This window comes from Oceanisphaera sp. IT1-181, assembly GCF_033807535.1.
GTDB lineage: Bacteria > Pseudomonadota > Gammaproteobacteria > Enterobacterales > Aeromonadaceae > Oceanimonas.
Genome location: NZ_CP136856.1, coordinates 3,041,880 through 3,068,795 on the forward strand (window position 1 = coordinate 3,041,880; position 26,916 = coordinate 3,068,795).

Annotated in this window: 22 protein-coding genes; 10 read left to right on the plus strand and 12 right to left on the minus strand. The window is 52.1% G+C overall.

Features of this window, described 5'->3' with window-relative positions:
* The first annotated feature begins 1 nt into the window (after nt 1).
* The 6 genes from lptB (at nt 2) to R0134_RS13530 (ending at nt 4,281) form a co-directional block, all read left to right on the plus strand.
* On the plus strand, nt 2-727 hold the full coding sequence (lptB, locus tag R0134_RS13505) for an LPS export ABC transporter ATP-binding protein (protein WP_319782471.1): 726 nt from the start codon (nt 2-4) through the stop codon (nt 725-727).
* Between the two features lie 215 nt (nt 728-942).
* Entirely contained in the window at nt 943-2,376 is a 1,434-nt protein-coding gene (locus R0134_RS13510; protein WP_319784374.1) for an RNA polymerase factor sigma-54, read from the plus strand.
* 23 nt (nt 2,377-2,399) lie between these two features.
* Nucleotides 2,400-2,687, plus strand: a complete 288-nt coding sequence (gene hpf / locus R0134_RS13515) for a ribosome hibernation promoting factor (RefSeq protein ID WP_319782472.1) — start codon at nt 2,400-2,402, stop codon at nt 2,685-2,687.
* A gap of 2 nt (nt 2,688-2,689) precedes the next feature.
* Nucleotides 2,690-3,136: a PTS IIA-like nitrogen regulatory protein PtsN gene (gene ptsN / locus R0134_RS13520; RefSeq protein ID WP_087036756.1), complete on the plus strand. Its 447-nt coding sequence runs from the start codon at nt 2,690-2,692 to the stop codon at nt 3,134-3,136.
* A gap of 10 nt (nt 3,137-3,146) precedes the next feature.
* Complete coding sequence (rapZ, locus tag R0134_RS13525; RefSeq protein WP_319782473.1) at nt 3,147-4,013, plus strand: RNase adapter RapZ; 867 nt, start codon at nt 3,147-3,149, stop codon at nt 4,011-4,013.
* Complete coding sequence (locus R0134_RS13530) at nt 4,000-4,281, plus strand: HPr family phosphocarrier protein (RefSeq protein WP_319782474.1); 282 nt, start codon at nt 4,000-4,002, stop codon at nt 4,279-4,281. The genes rapZ and R0134_RS13530 overlap by 14 nt, the downstream gene beginning before the upstream one ends.
* 173 nt (nt 4,282-4,454) lie before the next feature.
* Here R0134_RS13530 and pmbA read toward each other — a convergent pair whose 3' ends face one another.
* Nucleotides 4,455-5,795 (minus strand): metalloprotease PmbA, encoded by a 1,341-nt coding sequence (gene pmbA, locus R0134_RS13535; protein ID WP_319782475.1) that lies wholly within the window; start codon nt 5,793-5,795, stop codon nt 4,455-4,457.
* 73 nt (nt 5,796-5,868) lie between these two features.
* Between pmbA and yjgA the strand changes: the two genes are divergently transcribed.
* Complete coding sequence (gene yjgA / locus R0134_RS13540; protein WP_319782476.1) at nt 5,869-6,426, plus strand: ribosome biogenesis factor YjgA; 558 nt, start codon at nt 5,869-5,871, stop codon at nt 6,424-6,426.
* Nucleotides 6,427-6,668: 242 nt separating this feature from the next.
* Here the strand turns inward: yjgA and tldD are convergent, their stop codons facing one another.
* From tldD to R0134_RS13580, 8 genes are all read right to left on the minus strand, one after another.
* Complete coding sequence (gene tldD, locus R0134_RS13545; RefSeq protein WP_319782478.1) at nt 6,669-8,114, minus strand: metalloprotease TldD; 1,446 nt, start codon at nt 8,112-8,114, stop codon at nt 6,669-6,671.
* Nucleotides 8,114-8,932, minus strand: coding sequence for a carbon-nitrogen hydrolase family protein (locus R0134_RS13550; RefSeq protein ID WP_319782480.1), 819 nt, complete (start codon nt 8,930-8,932; stop codon nt 8,114-8,116). The genes tldD and R0134_RS13550 overlap by 1 nt, the downstream gene beginning before the upstream one ends.
* A gap of 165 nt (nt 8,933-9,097) precedes the next feature.
* Nucleotides 9,098-12,925 (minus strand): YhdP family protein, encoded by a 3,828-nt coding sequence (locus tag R0134_RS13555; protein ID WP_319782482.1) that lies wholly within the window; start codon nt 12,923-12,925, stop codon nt 9,098-9,100.
* The gene (gene rng, locus R0134_RS13560; protein ID WP_319782483.1) at nt 12,925-14,394 is read right to left on the minus strand and encodes a ribonuclease G; all 1,470 of its coding nucleotides are present in this window, start codon (nt 14,392-14,394) and stop codon (nt 12,925-12,927) included. Before rng ends, R0134_RS13555 begins: the two co-directional genes overlap by 1 nt.
* A gap of 64 nt (nt 14,395-14,458) precedes the next feature.
* Entirely contained in the window at nt 14,459-15,037 is a 579-nt protein-coding gene (locus tag R0134_RS13565) for a nucleoside triphosphate pyrophosphatase (RefSeq protein ID WP_319782484.1), read from the minus strand.
* 127 nt (nt 15,038-15,164) lie between these two features.
* Nucleotides 15,165-15,653, minus strand: a complete 489-nt coding sequence (gene mreD / locus R0134_RS13570) for a rod shape-determining protein MreD (protein WP_319782485.1) — start codon at nt 15,651-15,653, stop codon at nt 15,165-15,167.
* A complete protein-coding gene (gene mreC / locus R0134_RS13575; protein ID WP_319782486.1) occupies nt 15,650-16,597 on the minus strand; it encodes a rod shape-determining protein MreC in 948 nt (315 codons plus the stop codon). The genes mreD and mreC overlap by 4 nt, the downstream gene beginning before the upstream one ends.
* 50 nt (nt 16,598-16,647) lie before the next feature.
* Nucleotides 16,648-17,691, minus strand: a complete 1,044-nt coding sequence (locus R0134_RS13580) for a rod shape-determining protein (protein ID WP_319782487.1) — start codon at nt 17,689-17,691, stop codon at nt 16,648-16,650.
* A gap of 173 nt (nt 17,692-17,864) precedes the next feature.
* Here R0134_RS13580 and R0134_RS13585 point away from each other — a divergent pair, with 173 nt between their 5' ends.
* Entirely contained in the window at nt 17,865-18,827 is a 963-nt protein-coding gene (locus R0134_RS13585) for a 1-aminocyclopropane-1-carboxylate deaminase/D-cysteine desulfhydrase (RefSeq protein WP_319782488.1), read from the plus strand.
* 21 nt (nt 18,828-18,848) lie between these two features.
* Here the strand turns inward: R0134_RS13585 and R0134_RS13590 are convergent, their stop codons facing one another.
* Nucleotides 18,849-20,837: an EAL domain-containing protein gene (locus tag R0134_RS13590; RefSeq protein ID WP_319782489.1), complete on the minus strand. Its 1,989-nt coding sequence runs from the start codon at nt 20,835-20,837 to the stop codon at nt 18,849-18,851.
* 355 nt (nt 20,838-21,192) lie between these two features.
* Here R0134_RS13590 and R0134_RS13595 point away from each other — a divergent pair, with 355 nt between their 5' ends.
* Nucleotides 21,193-21,486: a cation:dicarboxylate symporter family transporter gene (locus R0134_RS13595; RefSeq protein WP_319782490.1), complete on the plus strand. Its 294-nt coding sequence runs from the start codon at nt 21,193-21,195 to the stop codon at nt 21,484-21,486.
* Nucleotides 21,487-21,794: 308 nt separating this feature from the next.
* Here the strand turns inward: R0134_RS13595 and ssb are convergent, their stop codons facing one another.
* Both ssb and R0134_RS13605 read right to left on the minus strand, forming a co-directional pair.
* Nucleotides 21,795-22,460 (minus strand): single-stranded DNA-binding protein, encoded by a 666-nt coding sequence (gene ssb / locus R0134_RS13600; RefSeq protein WP_413641406.1) that lies wholly within the window; start codon nt 22,458-22,460, stop codon nt 21,795-21,797.
* Between the two features lie 14 nt (nt 22,461-22,474).
* Nucleotides 22,475-23,848 carry an MFS transporter gene (locus tag R0134_RS13605; protein WP_319782491.1) on the minus strand — a complete coding sequence of 458 codons (1,374 nt, stop codon included), beginning with the start codon at nt 23,846-23,848 and terminating at the stop codon, nt 22,475-22,477.
* 149 nt (nt 23,849-23,997) lie between these two features.
* Here R0134_RS13605 and uvrA point away from each other — a divergent pair, with 149 nt between their 5' ends.
* Nucleotides 23,998-26,835 carry an excinuclease ABC subunit UvrA gene (gene uvrA / locus R0134_RS13610; RefSeq protein ID WP_319782492.1) on the plus strand — a complete coding sequence of 946 codons (2,838 nt, stop codon included), beginning with the start codon at nt 23,998-24,000 and terminating at the stop codon, nt 26,833-26,835.
* The last annotated feature ends 81 nt before the right edge of the window (nt 26,836-26,916 follow it).

Sequence of the window (26,916 nt, forward strand, 5' to 3'; positions counted from 1 at the left end):
CATGGCGACCTTAAAAGCGCGCGGATTACAAAAAAGTTATAAAGGCCGCCAAGTGGTGGCTGATGTTAGTCTCACAGTCAAAACCGGCCAAATCGTCGGCTTACTGGGCCCTAATGGCGCCGGCAAAACCACCTCCTTTTATATGATAGTGGGCCTGGTGCAGCGTGATGCGGGCAGCATTACTATCGATGACCAAGACATTAGTCATCAGCCGATGCACGTGCGCGCCCGCGCCGGCATTGGTTATTTGCCCCAAGAAGCGTCTATTTTTCGCCGCTTAAGCGTGGCCAATAATATTATGGCGGTGCTCGAAACACGAAAAAATTTAAGCGCCGTGGAGCGTGAAGAAAAAATGGAGCAGTTGCTCGAAGAATTTAATATCACCCATATTCGTGACAGCATGGGCATGAGCTTGTCGGGTGGTGAGCGCAGACGGGTCGAAATAGCGCGCGCTCTGGCCGCGGATCCACGCTTTATTCTGTTGGATGAGCCCTTTGCCGGCGTCGATCCCATTTCGGTGTTAGATATCAAAAAAATTATCCTACACCTGCGGGATCGCGGCTTAGGCGTCTTGATCACCGATCATAACGTGCGCGAAACACTGGATGTGTGCGAGCGGGCCTATATCGTCAGCCACGGCCATCGCATTGCTGCGGGCACCCCCGCCGAGATCCTGGCCAATGAGCAGGTGAAGAAAGTCTATTTGGGTGAGCAATTCAGCCTGTAGTTATTAAGCTTTAAAGTTATGTAAGTCTGTGGTTATTAAGCCTGTACTTATTAAACCTATGGTTTTTAAGGATAAGGTTATTCCGCCTGTAGGTGAATCGCTATCATAGCGATGCAGCTAACCTCCTGTGCGCTTGAGATAAAAGGACTTTTGATGGATATGGAAGGACTTTTGGGAGGAATTTTTCTTTGTTAAAGCCAACGCTTCAATTACGTATGGGCCAGCAGCTGACCATGACGCCGCAGCTGCAACAGGCCATTCGCCTCTTGCAGCTGTCGACGCTGGAGCTGCAGCAAGAAATTCAATTGGCGCTAGAAAATAATCCCCTGCTCGAGCAAGAAGAAGCCGAAGAGCACGAGTATGACGACGCTGAACTCGATCCGCTGCCCAGCAGCCCAGACGAGCAACTGGCCACCGACAAAGCCATGGAACAGCATACCTTGTCTGACGAGATGCCCATGGACACTCAGTGGGATGATATTTATACCGCCTCGGCGGGTACCAGTGGCACCGGCGGCTTGCCCGCTGGCGTGGAAGACACCGTCTATCAAGGCGAAACCACCGAGACGCTGCAAGATTATCTGCTGTGGCAGATGCAGCTCACGCCCTTTAGCGAAACCGACCAAGCCATCGCCTTGGCCATTATCGATGCCATCGATGAGGCCGGTTATTTAAGTTTAGATATAGACGGCATTTTGGCCTCTGTGAGCGGTGGCGAGCAGCATATAGAAGCGGACGAAATAGAGGCGGTACTGAAACGTATTCAGCACTTTGATCCGTTAGGCGTGGCGGCACGCAGCGTACAAGAGTGTTTGCGTATTCAGCTGGAAGCCCTGCCCGCCGCAACGCCTTGGTTAACTGAAGCACAGCTGCTGATTGAGCAGCACATGGACTTGCTCGGTAATCGCGACTATCGCACCCTGCAGCGCCTGACCAAGCTTAAAGAAGATGAGCTCAGAGATGTATTGGCCTTAATTCAGCAACTTGAACCTCGCCCTGGCAATAACTTGCTGCAACACAACTCTGAGTATGTCATTCCCGATGTAGTGGTCACCAAGCAGCAAGGGGTGTGGAAAGCTGAGCTTAATATGGAGGCGCTGCCCAAGGTGCGGTTAAATCAAACCTATGCGGCCATGGGGCAGAGCAAGCAAGGCAGCGATGGCCAGTTTATTCGCCAACATACCCAAGATGCTAAGTGGTTTATCAAAAGTTTAGAAAGCAGAAATGAGACCTTGCTCAAGGTTGCTAATTGTATTGTCGACCAACAACAGGCATTCTTTGAGTACGGAGCCGAGGCCATGAAACCCATGGTGCTCAATCAGGTAGCGGAAGTGGTTGAGATGCACGAATCGACTATTTCCCGCGTCACTACTCAAAAATTTCTGCATTCGCCCAAGGGTGTGTTTGAGTTAAAATATTTTTTCTCTAGCCATGTGGCCACCGAAAGTGGCGGAGAATGCTCTTCTACGGCGATTCGTGCCTTTATTAAGAAATTAGTCGGGGCAGAAAATCCGGTTAAGCCATTGAGCGACAGTAAAATCGCGCAATTATTAGCCGAACAGGGGATACAGGTGGCCAGACGGACCATAGCCAAGTATCGTGAGTCGTTGGCCATCCCCCCTTCCAATCAGCGCAAACGCCTGTTGTAAGGTGAACCAATAAGGAAGACTTTATGCAAATAAATCTGACTGGCCACCATGTAAATATCACAGACTCATTACGTGACTATGTGCACAGCAAATTCGCCAAGCTGGAACGTCATTTCGATAATATCACCATAGTGCACGTGGTACTGACGTTGGAAAAACTGCAGCAAATTGCCGAAGCCAAAATTAATCTGAGTGGAGGTGAAATTTTTGCCACTTGTCAGCAAGATGACATGTACGCTGCCATCGACGGTTTGTTTGACAAACTCGATCGCCAAGTTATTAAACACAAAGAGAAGCTAAAGCAAAAATAACTATGGAAGTCGCCGATATATTAAGCAGAGATTGCACGCGTAGTGCCATCCCCTGCACAAGCAAAAAACGGGCGCTGGAAATTATCAGTGAACTCGCAGCCCAACACCTCAACATCAGCAGTCAACAATTGTTTGACTGCCTTTTGGCACGGGAAAAAATGGGCAGTACGGGTATAGGTAACGGTATTGCCATTCCTCATGGCCGCATTAGCAATGACAATCAAGCCACGGCCGTGCTGCTTACCTTTGCCGAGCCGGTAGAGTTTGATGCCATCGATAACCAGCCGGTTAGCCTGGTTTTTGCCTTGCTGGTCCCTGAGCAAGAGTGCAAACAACACCTCAAAACCCTGTCATTGATTGCCGAAAAGCTCAGTGACAAACAGATTTGTAAGCAATTACGTCAAGCCAGCAGCGATGACGAGCTTTATCAAATTATGATTTCTTCTTAAGGAGCATACAATGCAGCTGGTGATCGTCAGTGGTCGTTCTGGTTCGGGCAAAACCGTGGCCTTGCGGGTGCTCGAAGATTTAGGCTATTACTGCGTTGATAACCTGCCCGTAGAGCTGCTACCGAGCCTCGTTAAGATGCGCCTCGATAAGCCAGGTGAAGTCGCTGTCAGCATAGATGTGCGCAACCTCCCCGACAGCCCCGAGAAAATGGATGAGTGCTTGAATGAGGTGCGCGCCATGGAAGGCGTGAGCTTATCGAGCATTTTTATTGATGCCGATAACGCCGCGCTCATTCGCCGCTTCGGTGATACCCGCCGCTTACACCCCTTGTCGCGCTTGAGTTTGACGCTGGATGAAGCAATCCGCGAAGAAACCCATCTGCTGTCACCTTTGTCGTCGGAAGCGGACTTGCGCATCGATACCTCAGACTTAAGCATTCATGACTTAAGTGAAATTATTCGCGCCCGTATCTTGGGTAAAAAAGAGCGCGAACTAAACTGGGTATTTGAGTCGTTTGGCTACAAGTTTGGTATTTCTCAAGATGCAGACTTCGTATTCGACGCCCGCTTCTTACCTAACCCTCATTGGATAGACGAGCTCAGGCCCTTTAACGGCCGCGATGAGCCGGTGGCCACTTATTTAAACAGCCAGCTCGAAGTCACTAAATACCTGTGGCAAATTGAAAACCTGCTGGTGACTTGGATGCCGCATTTAGAGCGCAATAACCGCAGCTACGTCACCGTCGCCATTGGCTGTACTGGCGGCAAACACAGATCCGTCTATTTAGTCGAGCAACTCGCTGCGTCATTCAAAAAGATGGGCAAAAGCGTACAATTACGCCACCGGTCGCTGGAAAAACAGCATGCAAAAAATTGAGCGCGACTTAAAAATTGTCAACAAGCTCGGCTTACATGCCAGAGCCGCCGTACAGTTAGTACAAGTCACCGAACAATTTGCTGCCACCGTCACCGTCACCGTCTGCAGCCAAGGCAAGCGCGCCCCCGCCAACAGCGTGATGGGGTTGTTAATGCTAGAGACCGCTCAAGGTCACGCCATTCGCGTGGTCGCCGAAGGTAAAGACGCCGCCGCCGCCATGGAAGCCGTGGCCGAGCTAGTGGCAGCACGCTTTAATGAAGCGGAATAAGAGATAGCGCCGAGCTGAACAAAGAACGGAGTTTATCTTGATGCCGTCTTCCTGACGTACGTCAGGATCTCGATTTTATCTTTGTTATTTTCACACAAACAAAAGCCCCGCATCTTCCGATGCGGGGCTTTTGTTTTTAGCTTGGTGCTGAGCGCTTGGTGCCCGACGCTATACTACTGCCCACCAATCTTCATTTCATTGATCAGCACAGAGCCCGTCAGCAGGCTGGAGCGCAGTTCGGTGTCGGTGCCAATGGCTTGAATGCCTTGATACATGTCTTTGAGGTTACCGGCGATGGTGATCTCTTCCACCGGATAGGCGATTTCGCCGTTTTCAACCCAAAAACCTGCCGCACCCCGTGAGTAATCGCCGGTGACGATATTCACGCCTTGGCCCATCATCTCGGTAACCAGTAAGCCGGTGCCCATCATCTTTAATAGCTGCTCAAAGCTTTGGCCGGTGTTGGCTACGTTCCAGTTATGGATGCCACCTGCATGCCCAGTCAACGCCATGTCTAGCTTGCGCGCCGAATAGCTGGTCAACAGATAGGTTTGCAGTTTACCTTGCTCGATAATGCGACGCTCAACGGTGCGCACGCCTTCGTTATCAAACGGCGAGCTGGCTAAGCCTTTATGTAAATGGGGCTGTTCGTGAATATCAAACCAGTCCGGGAAGATTTGCTCGCCCAGTGAGTCGAGTAAGAAAGACGACTCTCGATACAAGTTGCCACCGCTAATACCCATCACCAAATGGCCAAACAGGCTGGCGGCGACGTCTGGGTGAAACAATACCGGAGCCCGAGTAGTGCCGATTTTTCGAGCACCCAAACGGCCTAAGGTACGGCTCACGGCTTCGTCTGCTACCTGCTCTGGCGTCCAGAGATCGCCAAGGCTGCGCGCCGAGGTATAACCGTATTCACGCTGCATATCGCCATCTTGCTCGCCAATCAGCATGCAACTGATGCCAAAGCGACTGCCGGCATAACCTTTAATAAAGCCATGGCTGTTGCCGTAGACCTTAATGCCCACATTGCTAGAGAAGCTGGCGCCGTCGGACTGCTTAATACGCGGGTCGCGATTCAGCGCATGTTGCTCGCAGCGCAATGCCAAGGCAATGCCATCGGCGGGTTCTAATTGCTCAGGAAAGCACAGCTCTAACTCAGGCGCATCCCAAGCAAGATCGTCTGCAGGCGCTAAGCCAGAGTAAGGATCTGGGTTGGTATAGCGGGAAATATCAAGGGCGGCGGCCACGGTGCGCGCAATGGCGTCTGGGCGTAAATCAGAAGTAGACGCCGAGCCTTTACGGCCATCACGGTACACGGCGATGCCCAGTGCCCCGTCTTTATTGAATTCAATATTTTCTAATTCACCGTTACGGGTATTCACCGATAAACCGGTTTGCCTGCTGATCGACACCTCGGCGGTATCGGCGCCTAAGCGCTTAGCACTGGCAAGCGCTTGCTCTACCGCCAGCTCAAGCTGGCGCTGTTCTGTTTGAATATCTGCTGGGGTCATAATGATTTCACTGGCTCAGTTTGCAGTTAGCATAACAGACCCCTGCGCGCCTTGGGAGAAGCTGGTAATATATATGTCAATGTTCATTAATACGGAAAAGCCTATGCGCCGCAAAGACGATGCCCCAGAGAAAGAAGAAGAAATCGAATGGGTCAGTAAGAGTGAAATGAAGCGAGACAGCCTAGCTTTGCGCAAGCTTGGTGACACGCTGGTCAAATTAGAGCCTCATGAGTTGGCCAAGGTGCCGCTCGATGAAGACTTGGCAGAAGCCGTAGAGCTCGCTCATAAGCTGCACGGTAAGCACGAAGGCTTACGCCGCCATATGTCTTATCTGGGTAAACTACTGCGCTTGCGCGATGTGACAGATATTCAAAAAGCCTTGGCCGGCTTTGAGCACAAGACCACGGTGGCGAACGTTAAATTCCATAAACTGGAGCTGTGGCGTGACCGTTTGATCAAAGAAGGCGACAAAGGCGTGAATGCCATCATGTCCGAGTATCGCCAGCTAGACCGCCAAAAACTGCGCCAGCTGGCCCGCAACGGCCGTAAAGAGATGGCCGCCGGCCTGCCGCCTGCAGCTTTTCGCGAACTGTTCCAGTATTTGAAAACGAATATTAAAGAAGAAGAATAAACCAGCGCCCAGCCAACAAAAAAAACACCGCAGCCCTAGGACGGCGGTGTTGTTTTTGGCAATTTACCAGCCCATTAAAAAGGCACCCTATCTAATGATACGGTGCCTTTTTTTACGTTTGATGCTAGGCGCATAGCCCTGACCTTAAAAACTATTCTGCTTCGCAGAACTTGCAGCTAAAGCGCAAGACTCCAAAAGACTCTGTTTATCTTTAGCTTGGTGCTGGGCGCTCGGCGCTGCAGTTACTGCGTCCCACCCACGGTGAGCTGATCTAGCTTCAAGGTTGGTTGGCCGACGCCGACCGGTACGCTTTGGCCTTCTTTGCCGCACACGCCCACGCCGGCATCCAGCGCTAAATCATTACCCACCATAGACACCTGACTCATGGCTTCTGGGCCATTGCCGATTAAGGTGGCGCCTTTTATAGGTGCGGTGATTTTGCCGTTTTCAATTAAGTAGGCTTCAGAGGCCGAGAACACAAACCGGCCCGAGGTAATGTCCACCTGCCCACCACCAAAATTAGGCGCATAAATACCTTTTTTCACGCTCTTGATAATGTCTTCCGGTGAAGACTCGCCTGCCAACATATAGGTGTTGGTCATGCGAGGCATAGGTAAATGTGCATAAGACTCACGACGGCCGTTACCGGTGGGCGCCATGCCCATTAAGCGCGCGTTCAGCTTGTCTTGCATATAGCCTTTGAGAATGCCGTTTTCTATCAGCACGTTATAAGCGCCAGGCGTGCCTTCATCATCGACGGAAATCGAGCCGCGACGATCCGCTAGCGTGCCATCGTCCACTATGGTGCACAAGCTAGATGCTACCTTTTCACCGATACGCCCTGCATAGGCTGACGAGCCTTTACGGTTAAAGTCGCCTTCTAAACCGTGGCCGACCGCTTCATGCAGTAATACGCCGGGCCAACCGGCACCTAATACCACTGGCATAGTGCCGGCGGGGGCATCGATGGCTTCTAGATTTACTAGGGCTTGGCGCACCGCTTCTTTCACATAGCTCATGGCTCTGGGTTGGCCGTCGACGATATCTAAGAAATATTCATAACCGGTACGACCGCCGCCGCCACTGCCACCACGTTCACGGCGGCCATTGCGCTCCACCAATACCGAGCAATTTAAGCGCACTAAGGGGCGCAAGTCGGTGGCCAAGGTACCATCGGTAGCCAATACTAATATTTCTTCATAGACGCCAGAGATAGAGACAATCACTTGGCTTACTGCGGAGTCTAAGCTGCGACCAAAGGCGTCCATCTGTTGTAGCAATTCAATTTTTTGTTCACGGCTCAAGCTATCGAGCGGATTAACACCCATGTAGCGCGGGGTAATAATCTGGCTCTTGCCCACTTTAAAACGGCCATCACCGCCTTTTTCGGCGATGCCGCGCGCCGCACTCACTGCTTGATCCAGCGCGCTGGCAGTCAGCTCATCGGAATAAGCAAAGCCCGTCTTCTCGCCGCTCACGGCGCGCACGCCCACGCCTTGTTCTATGTTGTAGCTGCCGTCTTTTACGATACCGTCTTCTAGTACCCAAGACTCGTGCACGCTGTTTTGAAAATACAAATCGGCAAAATCAATTTGATGGCGGCTCAGTCGCGCTAATTGTGCATCCAGCAGCGCCATATCCAGTTCATTGGGCACTAATATGCTGCGGTTAATTTGTTCAATACTCATTACTTTCTCCAAACCACGCTTAAGCGGGCATGTTGTGCCACCGGCATTTGACGACGAATCGCTGCTAATTGTGTTGAGTCTACAGGTGAAAAAACCAGCCCTTCGCCCGTAGGCAAACAAGCTTTAATCTCGCCCCAGGGGTCGATAATCACCGAATGCCCCCAGGTTTGCCGCGTTCCAGTTTCGCCATAAAGGCCTGCCGCAACCACGTAACATTGATTTTCGATGGCCCGGGCCTGTAATAAAGGCAGCCAATGGGCTTGGCCCGTCACCCGAGTAAAAGCCGCTGGGACTAATAAAATTTCGGCGCCGCGTTCACGAAGCGCGCTGTACAATTGTGGAAAGCGCAAATCATAACAGATAGACAAGCCTAAACGCCCGAACGGACTGTCAATGAGGCTGAGTTCATCACCAGGGGCAAAAGTATCGGATTCTCGATAACTGCCCTGCGCATCCGCTACCTCTACATCAAATAAATGCAGTTTATGGTAATGGCTCACCTGCAAGCCTTGCTCGTTATAAACCAAGCAGCTGGCATGAAAGCGTGCGTTGTCTGCGATGCGGGTCGGCATTGAGCCCACCACTAGCCAAATGCCGTAGTCTTGCGCCCATTGGCTAAACTGCGCTTGAATAGGGCCCTCATTTAAGGTTTCTGCGTTATTAAGTACCGCCTCACGACAGCCGAACACCACCGCATTTTCAGGCAGCAACACCAATAATGGCCGCTGACTCGGCAGCTGCGCTAATAAGCGACTAATGGTCGCCTGATTGGTCGGCCAATGGTCGGTCGCCGTCATTTGTAGGGCCACTAATTCCATAAGCTGCTCCTTTTTTGTGTGAGGAGTGAAGAGTGAGGCGTGAGGTGTGAGGAGTAAGGCGAAAGACTCGCGTTTGCAAGTTGAGCCATCACTAAAAGTACTACGCGCTCTTTAGCGCTTCACTTTTTTAACCCTTCACTCTTCACGCCTCTCCCCTCACTGCCCTTATTCTGCCACCTTGATACGTTTTTTATCTCGCCCCTGCTCCGTCACTATCGGATCGCTAAGGGAGCCGGTTACCTGATAACGGACCCGCGTAAACACATCTACCACAGGCCCTAATACTTTAGACAGCGCCAAGGCATACAGGCCTGCGACGGGGGCAACAGCAAAGGCGGCTAATACCGGTAAGTTGCCGGTTAAATTAGGCGTCAGCTCCATATTATAATTAAGTTGTTCAGTGGCAAAATTTAGCTCACCTTGACCGCGTAAGTCACCGGCGGCACCTTTAAGTAACAAGTCTTTATTATGCAACACGCCCTCCTGCAGCTGACCACTGGCGCTGATGCCATCGAAATAAAACCCTTGGGCAAATACGTCTCTAAAGTCCAGTCGCAGTCGACGCATCACCGATTCTAGGCTGAGCACCGACAACAAGCCTGCGCCTTTATCGTTCAGCTCTCGCAATACGCCGGATCCGGTTTTTACCGCCAACTCACCATTCATGCTGGCCAGCTCAGGCTGCCAAGGTGCGCTTAACCAGCGCAATTTACCACCCAGCTGAGCCGAAGTTTCGCTAAATGGGGATTCTTTACCGAATGCTTGCCATAACCGTTCTAAGGAAGGGCTTGAGCTGTGCCATTCTAAACGGCTGAGATCCACGCTTTTTTGCTGTACCCATTGGCCGCTGGCTTGAGCCTGCAATAAAGGGCCATCCAGACTGAGCTGGCTTAATTGCACGCCGTTTTCATTGGCTAAGGGTTGCAAACTAAACGCCACCTTACCTAACGCCAGCTGCTGCCAACGACAATCGTCACATTGAAAATTAACGGCCGGCACTTCGGCAGGCGTGAGCTTGATGTCGGAACTGGGTTTATTAGCAGCGGCGGTGCTCGATGCATTTCGCTGCTGTTCTTGTCCCAGCCCTTCTGGTCCCAACCAGAGCCGTTTAAAGTGCGCTTGAATCGGGGCTCTGCCACCGAAAACAACAGTACCCTCTGCCTGCTCGGCATTAATGGCTAATTGAGACTGGCCGTTTTTGTCGGGCGTGAGCTGCAAGTTCAGCTGATGCAACCGTTGTTGCCATAATTGCGCGCGACTGGCTTGCACCGCCACCCGATAGGGCTGTGGCCAACGGATGCCAGACGCAGCGCTCGCCGGCCCGCTACGGTTAGCAATAAGCTCGTCGGTAGGCAATTCACTGAGCAGCGCCAACCACTCATCGAGCGCCAATTCAGGCACGCGCAGCGCAATATCAAGCGGCGCTCTGGGTAAGGTAGCATTCACACCTTTGCCTGCCGACAGCCATAATTGCTCAACACTGGGACCTTGCGATGTAAAGGCCAGTTGCGACTGCGCACGGATCTGCTCGCCCACTTGCAGCGTTAATGTGGCTTGATCCACATCGCCGTTCAGGCTGAGCTTGCTGGCAAGCGACGGCTGAGCGGCTTTATTAAAAGGGGCGGGTAAACGGCTGTTCAAGCCCGCTAAGGTGGAGTCGGCACTAAACACATAGTGCAGCGGGCCCTGGTCTGGCAAGCTCAGTTCTAACTGGCCGCGCCAATCTGTGCTACCGCGTAATCGTTTCACCGCTGGATGCAAATGCTGCAGTTTTTCTGGCTGCATTTTTCCTTTGATACCCAGCTCTACTTCATAGCCGCCGTCTGTGTCTTTACCTTGATAAGACAACTGCAAAGGCTGGCCGAGCCACTGCGCTTTTAAGTCATTGAATGCGGTGTCGTGCTCATCAAACAGTAAGCGACCGCTTACCCCGGTTAACGGCATGTCCAGCGGCTTAACCCGCACCCCATTATCGGCAAAGTCCACTTGCCCTTTCACGCCAACAGTATCGCCGCTTAAGGGGATATTCAGTGCTAACTCGGCATTTAAGGGGCCGCTGACTTGCACTTGCTCCAGGGTCACGCCTACCGAAGAGGCCAGCGGCGAGCTTTGTAAGTAATCACTCACAGCCCCGCCTTCGCCGTTGATTTTGGCGTTCAACACCAGCGTGGAGTCTTCATGTAGCGGTACTATATCGGCGGTAATACTGGTGGCCTTCACCTTACCTAAGCGGCCGTGGTTACCTTTCATGTAGAGGCCGTCATTTTCAAATAACAGATCCAGACTTAAGTCCGTTAACGGCAACCAGTGGGGATCGAAGCGAAATTCGGCTTTACGCAGCGGCACCCGTGCCTGAAAAATGCCACTCTGATCCTTATAAGGGAAGCCGTTTAAGCGACCGTACCAAAGTACTTCTGCCCCCTTGGCCTGCCCAGCTTTAATGGCACCCTGCAGGTAATCCACTAGTGCCGCGCCCATTAAAGGTTCAGGAAAATAACGATAAGCTTGCCCCGCGCGCAACACATCTACCCGCGCCGAGGCACTGAGTAGCGGTGCAGAATCGTCGGGGAGCAAGAGGCTAAACCAGCCTTCTAAGGTCAAATCTTGGGTGTCTACGCCTAATTGCTCGCTCCACAACAACCAGTTATTAGATGCTTGCTGCTGCCATTTGATCTCGGCGTCCACTCGCTCTAGCGGCCAAGGGCCACGAAAGGCCTTATCAAACACCCAATCGGCGGCCTGCTGTTGTTGCACGCTCAGCTCGCCTCGGTCTGGCGCCAGCACAAAGTACCCACTGAGGCCTTGAGTGGCCGGTGCCCAGCCAAAAGCTTGGGTGCTAACGCGGTCAAGATTGCCTTGCCAGTACCAATCTTTGCCGCTGTGCTCGGCGCTAAAATACAGATCAGTTAATTGGCCGCGCGGCGCTATACCCGCCAGTTGCTCGGCAGTCTTGGGCAAAAAGCTTTCCCCCCACTCGGCCAATAACGCCACGTCGGTAAAGGTCAGTCTATCTAAGATGCCTTGCAGCCGGTCGGCTTGGCGGTCTACCTGCAAGTGCCAGCTGGGCCACACTTCATCATCAACGCTAATGTCGACCTTATTACTGGCCAACTGCCAGCCGTCACCGGTGGGTTGCCATTGTAGGCGGCCGCCTTTGATGGATACTTGATGCTGCTCGCCCCAGCCAAAGCGGTTTTCGCCTAGCTCAAAAATGCCGGCGATAAGCTCACCTTGCTGCCATTCCAGCCAGAGTTCAAAGTTGAGTTCAGCGCTTAATGCAGGGTCGTCTGGGCGAATTTGTGCCAGCATATCCGAGGCATTCACGCCGTCGGCTTGTATATACAGCTGGCCATTTAGGCTGTTGGGCTTGCCGCTAAACTGACTGCGTACTTGCAGTTGTTGCTCGGCCTGCTTACTAAAGGCCAAAGAGCCTTGGCCTTGATGTTGGCCGGGGCCGTTGTGCCAGCGCCAATCGGGCAGATGCAGCTCAAACAGTGATTGCTCGCCATTGCTCAGCAGTAGCTGGGCATCTTGCAACGAAAATTGCTCGACGCCTTCCAGCACAAAATGGCGTAATCCTTGCCAGTCGAAGGGGACTTCTGGTGTATCTGGATCAGCGTCGTCCAGCGCTATGGGCAGCCTTAATCCTTCCAGCGTTAGCTCATTGAGCACCGGCCGCCATTGGCGCAGGCTCTGCCATAACTGCACATCCACCAGCGCACGGCGCAAGGTGATGGTAGGCGCATCCGCGCGGCTCAGGCTCACTTCTTTAAGCGCCAAGACTGGCCCATAATCGTGCCAGCTTAAGCCTAAACTGCCGATCTGCAATTCGATGTGATGCTCACTGAGCCAGCCGTCTAGCCATTGCTGTTGCCAACTGGCCAACCAAGGCGCGCCAAAGCGCAGCACCGTGACCAGCACTGCCAACAGCACCGCGACGGCGGCCACACTGAGCCAAGCCCAATTTAAGCTGCGCTTGAACACGACCGACACTACATCATCACCACATCAAATTGCTCTTGGTTATACAAAGGCTCGCTATTGACCTTTACTTGCTTACCGATAAACACTTCCAGCTCGGCCAACATATGGGAGTCATCCTCTTGCAAGGCTGACGCCACCGCCAACGCCGCATATACCACAAACTTGTCTGCGTCATAGGCTTTATTCACGCGCGTAATTTCACGCAAGATTTCATAGCAGACACTTTCTACGGTTTTCACCCGTGCGCGGCCATTACACTCTGGGCAAGCCCCACATAAAATATGCTCTAGGCTTTCTCGGGTGCGCTTGCGCGTCATTTCCACCAGGCCCAACTGGGAGAAGCCATTGACGTTGGTTTTAGCTCTGTCTTTTGCCAGTGCCAGCTCCAGGCTGAGTAACACACGGCGCTTATGGTCTTGGTCGTACATATCGATAAAGTCGATGATGATGATGCCACCAAGGTTGCGCAGTCGTAACTGGCGAGCAATGGCTTGGGTGGCTTCGGTATTGGTATTGAAGATAGTTTCTTCGAGATTACGATGGCCAACAAAGGCGCCGGTATTAATATCGACCGTGGTCATGGCCTCGGTTTGATCGATGATCAAATAGCCGCCAGATTTCAACTCAACTTTGCGATTTAGCGCGCGCTGAATTTCGTTCTCCACATCATATAAGTCGAAAATGGGCGACTCACCTTGGTAGTACTCAATTTTGCCGGAGAGTTCAGGCACAAACTCATCCACAAAACCGCGCAACACTTCACAGGTGCTGCGCGAGTCCACCCGAATACGGTCCAGCTCGGCGCCGACAAAATCCCGCACTATGCGACAGCTCAGGCCTAAGTCTTCATACATCATGGAGCACGACGAGTAGGTACCGCGGCGCTCTTGGATCTTACGCCATAGGCGCTTTAAGAAGGCCGCATCTTGGGCCAGCTCCGCCGCGCCCACGCCTTCTGCGGCGGTGCGAATAATGTAGCCGCCCTGCTCATCCACATAGGCACCGACGATGGCTTTCAGTCGTTCGCGCTCTTGCTCTGAGTCGATACGCTGCGATACGCCCACATAAGCGCTGCCCGGCATAAACACCAAGTAGCGCGAGGGCAAGGTAATGTCGGTGGTGAGGCGCGCGCCCTTAGTACCGAGCGGATCTTTGACCACTTGCACCACTATGTCTTGGCCTTGACGTACCAGCTCTGCAATATTGCCGACCTGAAAATGCGCCTGCTCTTTGGTTGCTACGCACTCGGTGTGCGGCACTATATCGGAGGCATGCAAAAAGGCGGCACGTTCCCCGCCAATATCAACAAAGGCCGCCTGCATGCCGGGTAACACTCGGCTGACTTTGCCTTTGTAAATATTGCCGACGATACCACGGCGCGCTTGGCGCTCCACATGCACTTCCTGCAAAATCCCGTTTTCGACCAGCGCAACTCGGGTTTCTGCAGGCGTCACATTAATAATGAGTTCTGCCGACATGGATACCGTCCATAGAAAAAGTGAATAGGCTTAAACTAACATAGATTGGCGCCGAGATAAGGAGTCAAACAGCTAAAAGCCCCGCCGCTTGCAACAGGCTGCGGGTTTCTACTAAGGGCAAGCCCACCACCGAGCTGTAGCTGCCATTAATGTGCACCACAAAACTGCCGCCTGCGCCTTGAATACCATAACCGCCCGCTTTATCAATCGGCTCACCGCTGTGCCAATAACCTTCAATATCCGCTTCGGTTAAGACTCTAAAAGTCACTTGTGTCGAGACTAACACTTCGCTGAGCTTAGCATTCGCGAGCAACGCCATGGCGGTTAACACCAGATGGCTGCGACCCGATAAACGGCGCAACATGTCCATGCCATCAGCTTGATCACGGGGTTTTTCCAACACGCTTCCATCCAGCACCACTATGGTATCGCCGGCCAGCACAGGGCGGTCTTCAGGCACAGCCAGTGCGGCACCGGCGCGCGCCTTATCGCGAGCTAAACGCTGCACATAAAGGGTCGCATCTTCATTAGGTTGTTGCTGTTCTGCAACGTCGGGCCGCAATACGTCAAAGGTCACGCCTAACTGCACGAGTAATTCACGTCGGCGCGGTGAGCCTGAAGCAAGGTAAAGCTGTGGGGACATTGAAAATTCCGTGAAGGGTAAGGTATGAAGTGCGAGACGTTAAATACAGCATATTGTGAGACGTAGACCTTGAATCTTCATGCAGGGGCGCTCTCCTCTCCCCTAACGCCTCACGCATCACATCGACCTAAGTGATGGCGAAGCGGCGGCGTACGTTGCGCAGTAGCAAAAACACCCAAGGCCAAAACACCATGCTGCTGACGATGGACCAAAAATAATGGTAATCCAGCTGTATATCGCGATTCATATAGGCGGCCCAAAAAATCAGCAGCTTATTTAAAATAGCCAAGGCGGCCACCAAAAACGCCTGTTGCCACACCGAATAGTTGCGCATGCGCTGAAATTGCGACGCCGCTAAATAAACGGGGATCACCAAGGCCAAGGCATGTACGCCCAACACAGAGCCGAGCAGTAAGTCATGCAACAAACCGACACAAAATGCCGTGCCTACGTTAGCCCTATGGGGCAGCGCAATCGACCAGTAAATCAAGGCCAGTAGCAACCAGTCGGGGCGAAACGGCATGATTAAATCCGGTAACGGTAACACGGATAAAATCAGCGCCAGCAATAAGCTGCCCGCTATAATTGCTCGACTTTTTAAGGAAAAACTTCTCATTCGGATACCTGCTCAGCCGTGGCTGACGAGCTTTGGCTCTTAGCATCAGTCTTGGGTTCAGTGCTGGACTCAGTGCTGAGTTCAGCGTCTGCATCGGCCAACTCCTCATCGGACTCGCTCAGCTTTGGCTCGGGCCACAACAGCAACAAATAACGTACCCTATCTAGGGCCGCAAAGGGCTGTACTCGAATATCGGCAAACGGCTGCCCCTCTTCATAGCCCACCCGATGTACGCGCCCCACCGGATAACCTTCAGGAAACCGCCCCGCGAGCCCTGAGCTCAGCAGCACGTCGCCTTCTCTGATATCCGTATTGCGGGTAATGTTGTGCAGCAATAAGCGGTCTAGCTGACCACTGCCGCTGGCAATGGCCCTAAGGTCGTTACGGGCCACGCGCACAGGAATACCGTGACTGGTATCCGTGATCAGCAACACTCGGCTGGTATTTTTACCCACCGAAATCACCTGCCCCACCACGCCTTGCTCATTTAGCACCGGCTGACCTTCAAATACGCCCACTAGGGTGCCTTTATCGATCACCACTTGATGGGAAAAGGGATCCGTATCCACCGCCAAGATTTCGGCCACCATACGCCGCGTATCTCTGCGCACCGGTGAGCCCAATAAATCACGCAGCCGTTTATTCTCTTGCTCCAAATGGCTCAAAAGTAATAAATCATCACGTAATAAGAACAGCTCATTTTCCTGCCGTTTCGACTGGGCAAGCAGGGTTTGATTGGTCATCAACTGATTGGAGGCGGAGTCCAGCATCCAACGCGGGCTATTGGCGAGGTATTGCAGCGGACTCACTAAGGTATTGAGGTACAGTTTGGCGCTGGTGAAGCTTTGATAACGGCCATCGGCAATAATCAGCAACAAGGAGGCCACCACGGCTAGCGCTAAGCGGATAGGGAGTGAGGGGCCTCGACCAAAAATAGGTTTCATGGTGCAAACTTCATGGCGTTAGAGATAGGCCGAGCAGCTCGGCCTGATGATTAATCGTAATGGAACAAGTCTCCACCGTGCATATCAAGCATCTCTAACGCCTTACCGCCGCCGCGCGCCACGCAGGTAAGCGGATCATCAGCCACAACTACCGGAATGCCGGTTTCTTCCATTAATAACCGGTCTATATCGCGCAACAACGCACCACCGCCGGTTAATACCATGCCGCGCTCTGCGATATCGGACGCTAGCTCAGGCGGCGACTGTTCGAGGGCCATCATAACGGCACTGACGATGCCGGTCAGCGGCTCTTGCAGCGCTTCTAAAATTTCATTGGAGTTAAGTGTGAAACTGCGTGGCACACCCTCGGCCAAGTTACGACCGCGCACTTCAATTTCCAGTACTTCGTCACCGGGATAGGCGGAGCCCACTTCATGCTTAATGCGCTCAGCCGTGGCTTCACCGATCAAGGATCCGTAGTTACGACGCACATAGTTAATAATGGCTTCATCGAAGCGGTCGCCACCCACGCGTACTGATTGGGAATAAACCACGCCATTCAGCGAGATAATGGCCACTTCTGTGGTACCACCACCAATATCAACCACCATGGATCCGGTCGCTTCAGACACCGGTAAGCCGGCACCGATGGCCGCAGCCATGGGCTCATCAATCAAATACACTTCACGCGCGCCCGCGCCCAAGGCGGACTCTTTGATGGCACGGCGTTCCACTTGCGTAGAACCGCAGGGCACACAAATCAGTACTCGAGGGCTGGGGCGGAAAAAATTATTGTCATGCACTTGTTTAATAAAGTGCTGGAGCATTTTTTCGGTCACATAAAAGTCGGCAATCACACCGTCTTTCATCGGCCGAATCGCCGCTATATTTCCAGGGGTTCGACCCAACATTTGCTTAGCTGCATGACCCACGGCGGCAACGTTTTGCTTTTGGCCCGATTTATCTTGACGAAGCGCCACAACGGAGGGCTCGTTAAGAACAATACCTTGGTCTTTAACGTAGATGAGAGTGTTGGCCGTGCCCAAATCAATCGAGAGATCGTTGGAAAACATGCCACTTAGCTTTTTAAACATATGCTGAAGGGGACCTTGGATTAAGAAAGCGTGAAAGTGCGGCTAACTTTATCAATGCAGCCTATCACTGGCAAGGAACATGCATGGCTAAATACGCACCGGAGCGGGTATGAGTTTCAATAAACCAATAAGTTCCCTAAACTTAGGCTCTCATTCTTTTTAATTTTAATTTTGTGGCTTCTCTCAGCTCTTGGCAGCAGTTGTACTCACCTGCTACCCCTTCACCTTTGCAGCCGTTAGTGCACCCCTTACTCAGCCAACACCAAATCAAACTCTGGGTGAAACGTGATGACCTGTTGCACGCCACTATTTCTGGCAATAAATGGCGAAAGCTAAAATATCCCTTACGCCATGCCATTGAAAGCCAAGCCACAGGGCTGCTTAGCTTTGGGGGGGCTTACTCCAATCATTTACATGCGCTGGCCGCCATTGGTCAACAACTGGCGCTACCAACGCTTGCCATCGTGCGCGGCGAAGCCAGCAGCCAGCATAATCCCACGTTAACGGATGCCCGCCGCTGGGGCATGAGCTTGGAATTTGTCGACCGCCAACAATATCGCCTGCGCCAAGACTCCCGTTGGCTCGCAGAGCTAAGCGCGCGGTATCCGGGTTATTACCTCATACCTGAAGGAGGCAGCTGCGCAGGGGCACTACCGGGCGTGGCCGAACTGTGGTCGGAACTAGCAGCGCAATTCAGATCATCCTCTGCGTGGCCGTTACCTAGCACTATCGACCACTTGATCTTACCGGTCGCCAGTGGCGGCACCCTAGCCGGGTTAATCTCGACGCGCCCCGCAGCCAGCCAGCTTACAGGCTATGCAGTATTAAAAGGGGCGTCTTGGCTTAAAGAAGAAGTCTGTGCGCTATACCCAGCAGCGGCACAAGATAACGGCTGGCAGTTGCGGCTAGATCACCACGGCGGCGGCTACGCCAAAAGCTCGATTGAAGATCGAGCCGCAATAGCACTGTTGAGCGAGCAACTGGCGCTACCACTGGAGCCCATTTACAGCGGCAAAGCCATATTGGGGCTATTTCGTGATATTGCCGCCGGTTACTATCCCGCCCATAGCCAACTGGTGTTTTTACACACCGGTGGACTCCAAGGCACACGCAGTGCCTTAAGCCGTAAGCCGTAGCCGTGACGTTACGGCCAGCGATTATCTACTCGCAGTAAGCTTGCTCTTGGCTGAGAGCTTATTAGTCGCTGAAGGCTTCTGAGTAACGGTCCTATCTTTAGCAGTGGCTGACTCAGGATAGGCAAAAAAGTAGCCTTGGCCCCCATACACGCCCAGTTGGGATAAACACTGCCATTCGGCTTTGGTTTCTACGCCCATGGCGATCACCTTAGTGTTACTGCCCGCACAATTACCAATGAGGCTGCTGACCGCCATTTGGTTAAGGGGTTTGGTATTAATGTCATGTACTAAGCTGGGATGCAGTTTAAGATAATCCAAATGATAATCAGATATATACTGGGTACTCACTACATCTTGGCCCGCATGATCCACCGCCAACTGGCAACCTAATGCTTTTAGGGCGCGCAGCGGTTTCACCAGCGCTTGAAAATGGCGACTCACTTGTGCTTCAGATAAATCAATCACTAGCTTATTCAGTTGTGACTTAGGATATTGCAGTAATTCAAATATCAGCCAGTTATAATACTTGCGGTGTAACAAGCTAGTCGCCGACAGGTTAACCGCCAAAATAACACCCAGCTCAGTATCGGGTAAGTGCGCTAGCGCTTGAGAGATAATATTGCGGTCCAACTCTTGGAGCAGCCCACATTTTTCCGCCATCGGAAAAAACTGTCTCGCCGATAACTCACGACCTTGCTCATCCTGAATGCGTGCCAGCAATTCATACATAATAGGCGCTTGATCAGGCGCCTGATAAATACCTTGGCGGTCGAGCTGAATTTTTTCTTGGGCTAATACTCGGCTTAGCAAAGTACGCCAACGCACCGTGCCCTTGCCCATGTTTTCTTCGGTGACGCCTTTGTAATACATAAAGTAGCCGTCGCCGCCCTGCAGCTCTGCACTGCGTAGTGCCAGCTCAGCTTCTGCGCATACTTGCAAAATCGGCTCTCCAAATTGAAAACAGACCCCACCGATATAAATGGCCGGATCCGTAATCTCATCTGGCCAGTTGAGACGACGTAATAATTTCATCACTTGGCGTGCCGCCTCTTGGGCCTCACTTTCCACGGTATTGGGCAATAACAAGGCAAAGGTAGTGCCCGTATAACGCGCTTGTAAGGCGCCGGATATACCGCGCACAAAATGGCCCATATAAATAGCCGCAGCCGTGAGTATTTCATCGCCACGTTCATAGCCAAAATGATAATTAATTTGTTCTAAATCTTGAATCTCCACTAATAAGAGCGCGCCACCATGGTCAGTCGAATCATTGAGCGCCGCTTCTAGCCGGTTATCAAAAAAGACCCGGTTACCAATGCCAATTCTTTTATCAACAAACACATTTGCGCGAATAAAAGAGTCAAATCGACTGCGCTCTTTACTGGCATTGTTAAGATCCAGTAATAATTTATCAAGTGCTTGGCTGGCTTGATGAGGCCACTCAAGATGCGTGTCATGCACTAATGAATTCAATTGATCTTGCAGTATGTATTTGCCACGTAAATCTAATAATTCTAAGCCACGAAGCTGGCGGCGAAACCAGCGCAACATCAATAACGAGCCCACAAACACCAAGCCTATGGCACTTAAAATACCCGCGAGATCGATAAAAGAATGATCGATATTATAAAAAGGCGGCCGCAGCACCACACGCGCAGATAAATTAGCTTCCGCTTTCAGCGGCGCTACATATTCCATGGTAAACACATCACCGGCCGTGGCCGCCGCATCAACGCGGGCATAATGATAGACAGGGATATCATCACGCAGCACGGTAAAGTCGATAATACCGCCCACTTCCAGTATTTTTGGCAGCCAGACGTCAATCACTTCGGGCTTTGCGCCTGGCTGCCAGCCCTCGTCAACCAGTCGTAATACAGTGTCGACTTGGCGCTGCTGATACAAAGCACCCACCTGATAAAAACTGATGCCGGCGCCAATCAACACAATGACCACTGCCGTCAACATAAATAAGCTAATGGTAGTAATAAGCTGGTTTGTAAATTTCATACCCATCCTTGCAATACGCCATTGGCGTAAGCTAACTTCCCTGACCTGCCACTATCAAACACGAGTCTGAGCACGCAAAGTGCCCTAGCCTGACAAGGCGCATTATCCTAGCCTAGTGGTTAAAATAGCAATTCATTCATTTGTGCGCCCCAGAGGACTGATTAGTAGCAAAAAACTAAATTTATGCGCTTAACTGCGACCATATGTGTCATTTGAATACCATTCAGCCAAGAGTGATGCCCAGCGTTTACTCATAATACCTACACGCTAAGCACGCTTAATGAGGCCAGAATAAACCGCCAACTTCGCCCTGCCCTTAGGCGCCATCTTTAATTCAGATGGCCGCGCGCTGCGCATGGGCGTGTCTTTAGTGTTTGCCGCCAATATCATGGGGCTAGACCTAGCTTGGACCGATTTTATGGCCATAGTGGTGATCGGCACGCTGCTGTCTACCGGCACCGCTGGCGTACCCGCCGCCGGCTTGGTCACCTTATCTGCCGTATTGAGCCTGTTTGGTTTGCCGCTAGAAATAGTGGCCTTAATCGCAGGCGTAGATGCCATCCTCAACATGGGTGGCACAGCTTCTAACGTAACCGGCGACATCATAGCCGCCGTGATCGATGAAAAAGAAACCGCACGCAGCACTTAGCTTTGATTGTGCATCGTAAAATAGCCGAGCCTGCATTATTTTGGGCCATAGTATTGATTACGGCTAACTTTATACTGTGCTAGATCAAGTTTATGACAGGGATGCCATGTGCTGAGCGTCACAAGGATGTGGCTTAGCAGGTCGGTGAAGCTAACCTTTTGTCCGATATTTACCGTAAATAAACGACTAACCGACCTCATCAATTCTCGTCTAATTATTTAACTATTCACTAAAAATAAAGGCCTCGCTTTCGCGAGGCCTTATTGGCTAGTAAGTTATACGCACTAGCGCAATTCAAACGAGTCCGTCTAGAAGGGTATATCGTCGTCGAAATCCATTGGGGGTTCGTTATAGGTAGGCGCAGGTGTAGGTTGGTTTTGCGGGGCGGCAGGTTTATTCTGCTGCTGGCCGTAAGCGGGCTGACCTTGCGGGGCAGACTGCTGCTGATTGCCTTGCTGGCCACCCCAGTTGCCTTGACCACCTTGTTGCTGGTTGTCTTGCTGGCCGCCGTAAGACTGACCACCGCCCTGTTGCTGCTGTTGTCCGCCTTGTTGCTGGCCACCTTGTTGACCACCCCAGCCGCCTTGCTGACCGCCACCACCTTGACCACCACCGCCGCCTTGGGGCCGACCGCCGAGCATTTGCATGGTGCCGCCAATATCGACCACGATTTCGGTAGTGTATTTGTCTTGGCCGTCTTGGCCTTGCCATTTACGAGTCTGTAAGCGGCCTTCTACGTAGACTTGTGAGCCTTTACGCAGATATTCGCCGACGATCTCTGCCAACTTGCCAAAGAAAACCACGCGGTGCCACTCGGTTCTTTCTTTCTGCTCGCCAGACTGCTTGTCACGCCAGGTTTCACTGGTGGCCAAGGTAATGTTGGCTACCGCATTTCCATTCGGCATATAACGTATTTCAGGATCCTGACCCAAATGGCCGATCAGGATAACTTTATTGATGCCTCTATTGGCCATAACTCGCTCCGCACTTACAGATTAATTACAATTTTTGCTTGTTCTAATTCAAAGGTATTACCGTCAACCTTGAGGTAAGCCGATCCCTCTTCTGGGATAATTAAGGCTTCAAGCACGCCGGGCAAAGCTAACAGCTGGGCCACAAGATGCTCGCGACGTTCCGTGTTTTCTATACTAACACCGATGGGCAGAATATGAGATCTAACCTTGCTCACATTACTCATGCCCATCGCCAACCAAAACCACACCAGCATGCTAACGGCGACCAGCAAAAACACCGCCGTGCCGCCCAGCGTCTGGAACAAAAGCCCGCCCAGCACGCCACCTAAGAAGGCACCAAAAAATTGACTGGTTGAATAAATTCCCATGGCCGTGCCTTTAGCGCCTGCCGGTGCCAACATCGACAAAAAGGCAGGCAAAGAGGCTTCCATAAAGTTAAAGGCGGTAAAATACAGCAACATGGCCAGCGCTAGCAGCGTGATATGACCGTTGCCGAGCGCCATTAAAATCAGCGCCAGCATCATCACTAAGATAGAGGCTTGAAAAAACTGCTTATTCAGATTGCGGCGGGCGCCAATAATCAGCACCGGCACTATCAGTAAAAACGACAGCAACAAGACCGGCAGATACAGCCACCAATGCTTTTCGGCGGCCAGTCCAGCATCGAGCAAGGTCAGCGGAAACGCCACAAACACGGCGGTAAGCGTTAAGTGCAGCAGCATAATGCCAAAGTCGAGGCGTAATAATTGTTTGTCTTTTAGCAGTCGGCCAAACAATTCTGGTGCTGCGGTTACGTCACGAATTTGGCCCTTATGCACCGGATCCGGCAGCATAAAGCGCACCATAATAATGCCAATCACCGCCAAGATAGCCGTGGCCCAAAATACGCCCGACAAACCAAACCAAGAAGCCAACACTGGGCCCAACACCATGGCTACGGCGAACGATAAACCGATGCAAACACCAATAATGGCCATCGCCTTGGTGCGGTTTTCTTCACAAGTAATGTCGGCGGCCAGCGCCAAAATAGCACCGGCAATGGCGCCTGAGCCTTGCAGCACACGGCCAATGGCCACGCCATAGACTGAATCTGCCATGGCCGCCACCACAGAGCCTAACGCAAATAAGGTTAAGCCCGCGTAGATAACCGGTTTGCGACCAATGCGATCCGACAACCAACCGGCGGGAATTTGCAGCACCGCTTGGGTGAGGCCATATACGCCGATTACGATACCAACCCATAAAGGTGAGAAGCCGATCAAGTCTTTACCGTATAAGGCAAACACCGGCATTATCATAAACAAACCGAGCATGCGCATGCCAAAGATACCCGCCAGGGTAAAGGATGCCCGCCGTTCGCGGGGGCTAAAACCTTGCTCGTCGCTCATGAGTCCTCTTGTGACGTCAAATAATACAGATAGAAAGAGACCTAGTTTAGCACGGGGTGCCTGTCAAGATTAATCCTTATTCATACTTGGCGGGCTATTGATCCAATGCCATACTAGCCGATCGAATTTACAGCTAGGTGAAGTTGCAGATGAAGAAAATCGAAGTACGCGGGGCCCGCACCCATAACCTGAAAAATATCAGTCTGGATTTACCCCGAGATAAACTGATAGTGATCACTGGCTTATCGGGTTCAGGCAAGTCTTCCCTCGCCTTCGATACTCTCTATGCAGAAGGCCAGCGCCGCTATGTAGAGTCGTTGTCGGCCTATGCGCGTCAGTTTCTTTCCTTAATGGAAAAGCCCGATGTGGATCATATCGAAGGCCTATCGCCGGCGATTTCCATCGAGCAAAAGTCCACTTCTCATAACCCGCGATCCACAGTGGGCACCATTACCGAAATTTACGATTACCTGCGCCTGCTGTTTGCTCGCGTGGGTGAACCGCGTTGCCCCACGCATTCGCTGCCGCTGACCGCACAAACTGTGAGCCAAATGGTTGATAAAGTGCTGGAGCAGCCAGAAGGCGAAAAGCTGATGCTGCTGGCACCCGTAGTGCGGGATCGTAAAGGTGAGCACATTAAGCTGTTAGAAGGCTTAGCCGCTCAGGGCTTTATTCGCGCACGGATTGACGGTGAAGTCTGTGATCTTTCGGATCCGCCCACACTGGAGCTGCAAAAAAAGCACACCATAGAAGTGGTGGTGGATCGTTTTAAAGTGCGTGACGATCTGCAACTGCGCTTGGCCGAATCTTTTGAAACCGCACTTGAACTCTCCGGCGGCATCGCCTCGGTAGTGGCCATGGATGACGACTGCAATACCGAGCTGGTGTTTTCTGCGAACTTTGCTTGTCCGCAATGTGGCTATTCCATTGCTGAGCTGGAGCCGCGCATCTTTTCCTTTAATAACCCAGCCGGTGCCTGTGATAGCTGTGATGGCTTAGGCGTGCAGCAAATTGTTGACCCAGAAAAGGTGATCAGTAATCCAGAGTTGAGTTTATCAGGCGGTGCCATTAGAGGCTGGGATAAGCGCAGCTATTACTACTATCAAATGCTGACCTCCTTGGCCGCGCATTATCACTTCGACTTAGAAGTGCCCTATCAAGACTTGCCGCAAGAGATCCAACAAGCGGTGCTCTATGGATCGGGGCGCACCAGTATCGACTTCAAATACATGAACGACCGCGGCGATGTACTGGTACGCAAACACCCCTTTGAGGGCATATTGCACAATATGGAGCGTCGTTATCGAGAAACCGAGTCTAACTCGGTACGTGAAGAACTGGGTAAATACCAAAGTAACCGCGCTTGCCCCACTTGCAGCGGTGCCCGTTTAAAAGAAGGCCCACGCAACGTGTTTGTGGCGGATCATACTTTGCCGCAAGTGGCGAACATGGCCATCGGTGATGCCCACGCTTTCTTTAGTAATATGGAGCTCACCGGCCAAAAGGCGCAAATTGCCGATAAGATTTTCAAGGAAATTTGCGCCCGCCTCGGCTTCTTGGTCAACGTCGGTCTTAATTATCTGACCTTATCGCGCAGTGCCGATACCTTATCGGGCGGTGAAGCCCAGCGTATTCGCTTGGCCAGCCAAATTGGTGCCGGGCTAGTGGGCGTGATGTATGTATTAGACGAGCCCAGCATTGGCCTGCATCAGCGGGATAATGAACGCTTACTCACCACCTTGGTGCACCTGCGCGACATTGGCAATACGGTCATAGTGGTGGAGCATGATGAAGACGCCATTCTCGCCGCCGACTATGTATTAGACATAGGGCCCGGTGCCGGTGTGCACGGCGGTTATATAGTGGCGCAGGGCACGCCTGCCGAGGTGATGGCCAACCCCGACTCCTTAACCGGCGCTTATTTATCGGGCACCAAGTGCATTGCCATCCCTGAGCAGCGCACGCCGACAGGTGAGCACTGGCTAACCTTGAAAGGTGCGACCGGCAACAACTTACAAAACGTCGATTTAACCATACCGCTGGGCTTAATGACCTGCGTCACCGGCGTGTCCGGCTCCGGTAAATCCACGCTGATCAATAACACCTTATTCCCCATCGCCCATCGTGAGCTGAACAAAGCCACTATCAGCCAGCCGGCGCCGTATCGCACCATAGAAGGCATGGACAAGTTAGATAAGGTGGTGGATATCGACCAAAGCCCGATTGGCCGCACGCCACGCTCTAACCCCGCCACGTACACGGGTATTTTTACGCCCATTCGTGAACTGTTTGCTGCCACTCAAGAGTCTCGCTCTCGCGGTTATAAGCCGGGTCGGTTCTCGTTTAACGTGAAAGGCGGCCGCTGTGAGGCCTGCCAAGGCGATGGCTTGATCAAGGTGGAAATGCACTTCTTGCCGGACGTCTATGTGCCTTGTGATGTGTGTAAGCGCAAGCGTTATAACCGTGAAACGCTGGAGATTAAGTACAAAGGCTTAAGCATTCACGAAGTGCTGGATATGACAGTGGAAGAAGCCTGTGAGTTTTTTGCACCTGTGCCTGCCATACATCGCAAGCTGCAAACGCTGATGGACGTAGGCTTGTCTTATATTCGCCTCGGCCAATCCGCCACTACCTTATCCGGCGGTGAAGCCCAGCGGGTGAAGCTCGCCAAAGAGCTATCAAAACGCGATACCGGCCAAACCCTGTATATCTTAGATGAGCCAACTACTGGCCTGCATTTTCAAGATATTCAGCTGCTGCTCACGGTACTACATCGCCTGCGGGATCACGGCAATACGGTGGTAATTATCGAGCACAACTTGGATGTGGTGAAAACTGCCGACTGGATCATCGACATGGGCCCCGAAGGCGGCAGCGGCGGCGGCCAGATACTGGTGGCCGGCACTCCAGAGCAAGTGGCCACTCACCCGGAGTCCCACACCGCTCGCTTCTTACGGCCTATGCTGGAGAAACAACGCAAAGGCTAACGCTGGAAGCTAGAAAAAAGAAAACCCCGAGCCTACAAGCTCGGGGTTTTCTTTTCTGCCGTAATACTGGTACTGAATCTT

Excerpts from the sequence above, each read along its gene's own strand:
- R0134_RS13580 (WP_319782487.1), bottom strand. The coding sequence starts at position 17,691 with ATGTTTAAAAAGCTAAGTGGCATGTTTTCCAACGATCTCTCGATTGAT.
- R0134_RS13590 (WP_319782489.1), bottom strand. The coding sequence starts at position 20,837 with ATGAAATTTACAAACCAGCTTATTACTACCATTAGCTTATTTATGTTG.
- ssb (WP_413641406.1), bottom strand. The coding sequence starts at position 22,460 with ATGGCCAATAGAGGCATCAATAAAGTTATCCTGATCGGCCATTTGGGT.
- hpf (WP_319782472.1), top strand. The coding sequence starts at position 2,400 with ATGCAAATAAATCTGACTGGCCACCATGTAAATATCACAGACTCATTA.
- R0134_RS13595 (WP_319782490.1), top strand. The coding sequence starts at position 21,193 with ATGGGCGTGTCTTTAGTGTTTGCCGCCAATATCATGGGGCTAGACCTA.
- rapZ (WP_319782473.1), top strand. The coding sequence starts at position 3,147 with ATGCAGCTGGTGATCGTCAGTGGTCGTTCTGGTTCGGGCAAAACCGTG.
- lptB (WP_319782471.1), top strand. The coding sequence starts at position 2 with ATGGCGACCTTAAAAGCGCGCGGATTACAAAAAAGTTATAAAGGCCGC.
- yjgA (WP_319782476.1), top strand. The coding sequence starts at position 5,869 with ATGTCAATGTTCATTAATACGGAAAAGCCTATGCGCCGCAAAGACGAT.
- rng (WP_319782483.1), bottom strand. The coding sequence starts at position 14,394 with ATGTCGGCAGAACTCATTATTAATGTGACGCCTGCAGAAACCCGAGTT.
- mreD (WP_319782485.1), bottom strand. The coding sequence starts at position 15,653 with ATGAGAAGTTTTTCCTTAAAAAGTCGAGCAATTATAGCGGGCAGCTTA.
- tldD (WP_319782478.1), bottom strand. The coding sequence starts at position 8,114 with ATGAGTATTGAACAAATTAACCGCAGCATATTAGTGCCCAATGAACTG.
- pmbA (WP_319782475.1), bottom strand. The coding sequence starts at position 5,795 with ATGACCCCAGCAGATATTCAAACAGAACAGCGCCAGCTTGAGCTGGCG.
- R0134_RS13550 (WP_319782480.1), bottom strand. The coding sequence starts at position 8,932 with ATGGAATTAGTGGCCCTACAAATGACGGCGACCGACCATTGGCCGACC.
- R0134_RS13605 (WP_319782491.1), bottom strand. The coding sequence starts at position 23,848 with ATGAGCGACGAGCAAGGTTTTAGCCCCCGCGAACGGCGGGCATCCTTT.
- uvrA (WP_319782492.1), top strand. The coding sequence starts at position 23,998 with ATGAAGAAAATCGAAGTACGCGGGGCCCGCACCCATAACCTGAAAAAT.
- R0134_RS13510 (WP_319784374.1), top strand. The coding sequence starts at position 943 with ATGGGCCAGCAGCTGACCATGACGCCGCAGCTGCAACAGGCCATTCGC.
- R0134_RS13530 (WP_319782474.1), top strand. The coding sequence starts at position 4,000 with ATGCAAAAAATTGAGCGCGACTTAAAAATTGTCAACAAGCTCGGCTTA.
- ptsN (WP_087036756.1), top strand. The coding sequence starts at position 2,690 with ATGGAAGTCGCCGATATATTAAGCAGAGATTGCACGCGTAGTGCCATC.
- R0134_RS13565 (WP_319782484.1), bottom strand. The coding sequence starts at position 15,037 with ATGTCCCCACAGCTTTACCTTGCTTCAGGCTCACCGCGCCGACGTGAA.
- mreC (WP_319782486.1), bottom strand. The coding sequence starts at position 16,597 with ATGAAACCTATTTTTGGTCGAGGCCCCTCACTCCCTATCCGCTTAGCG.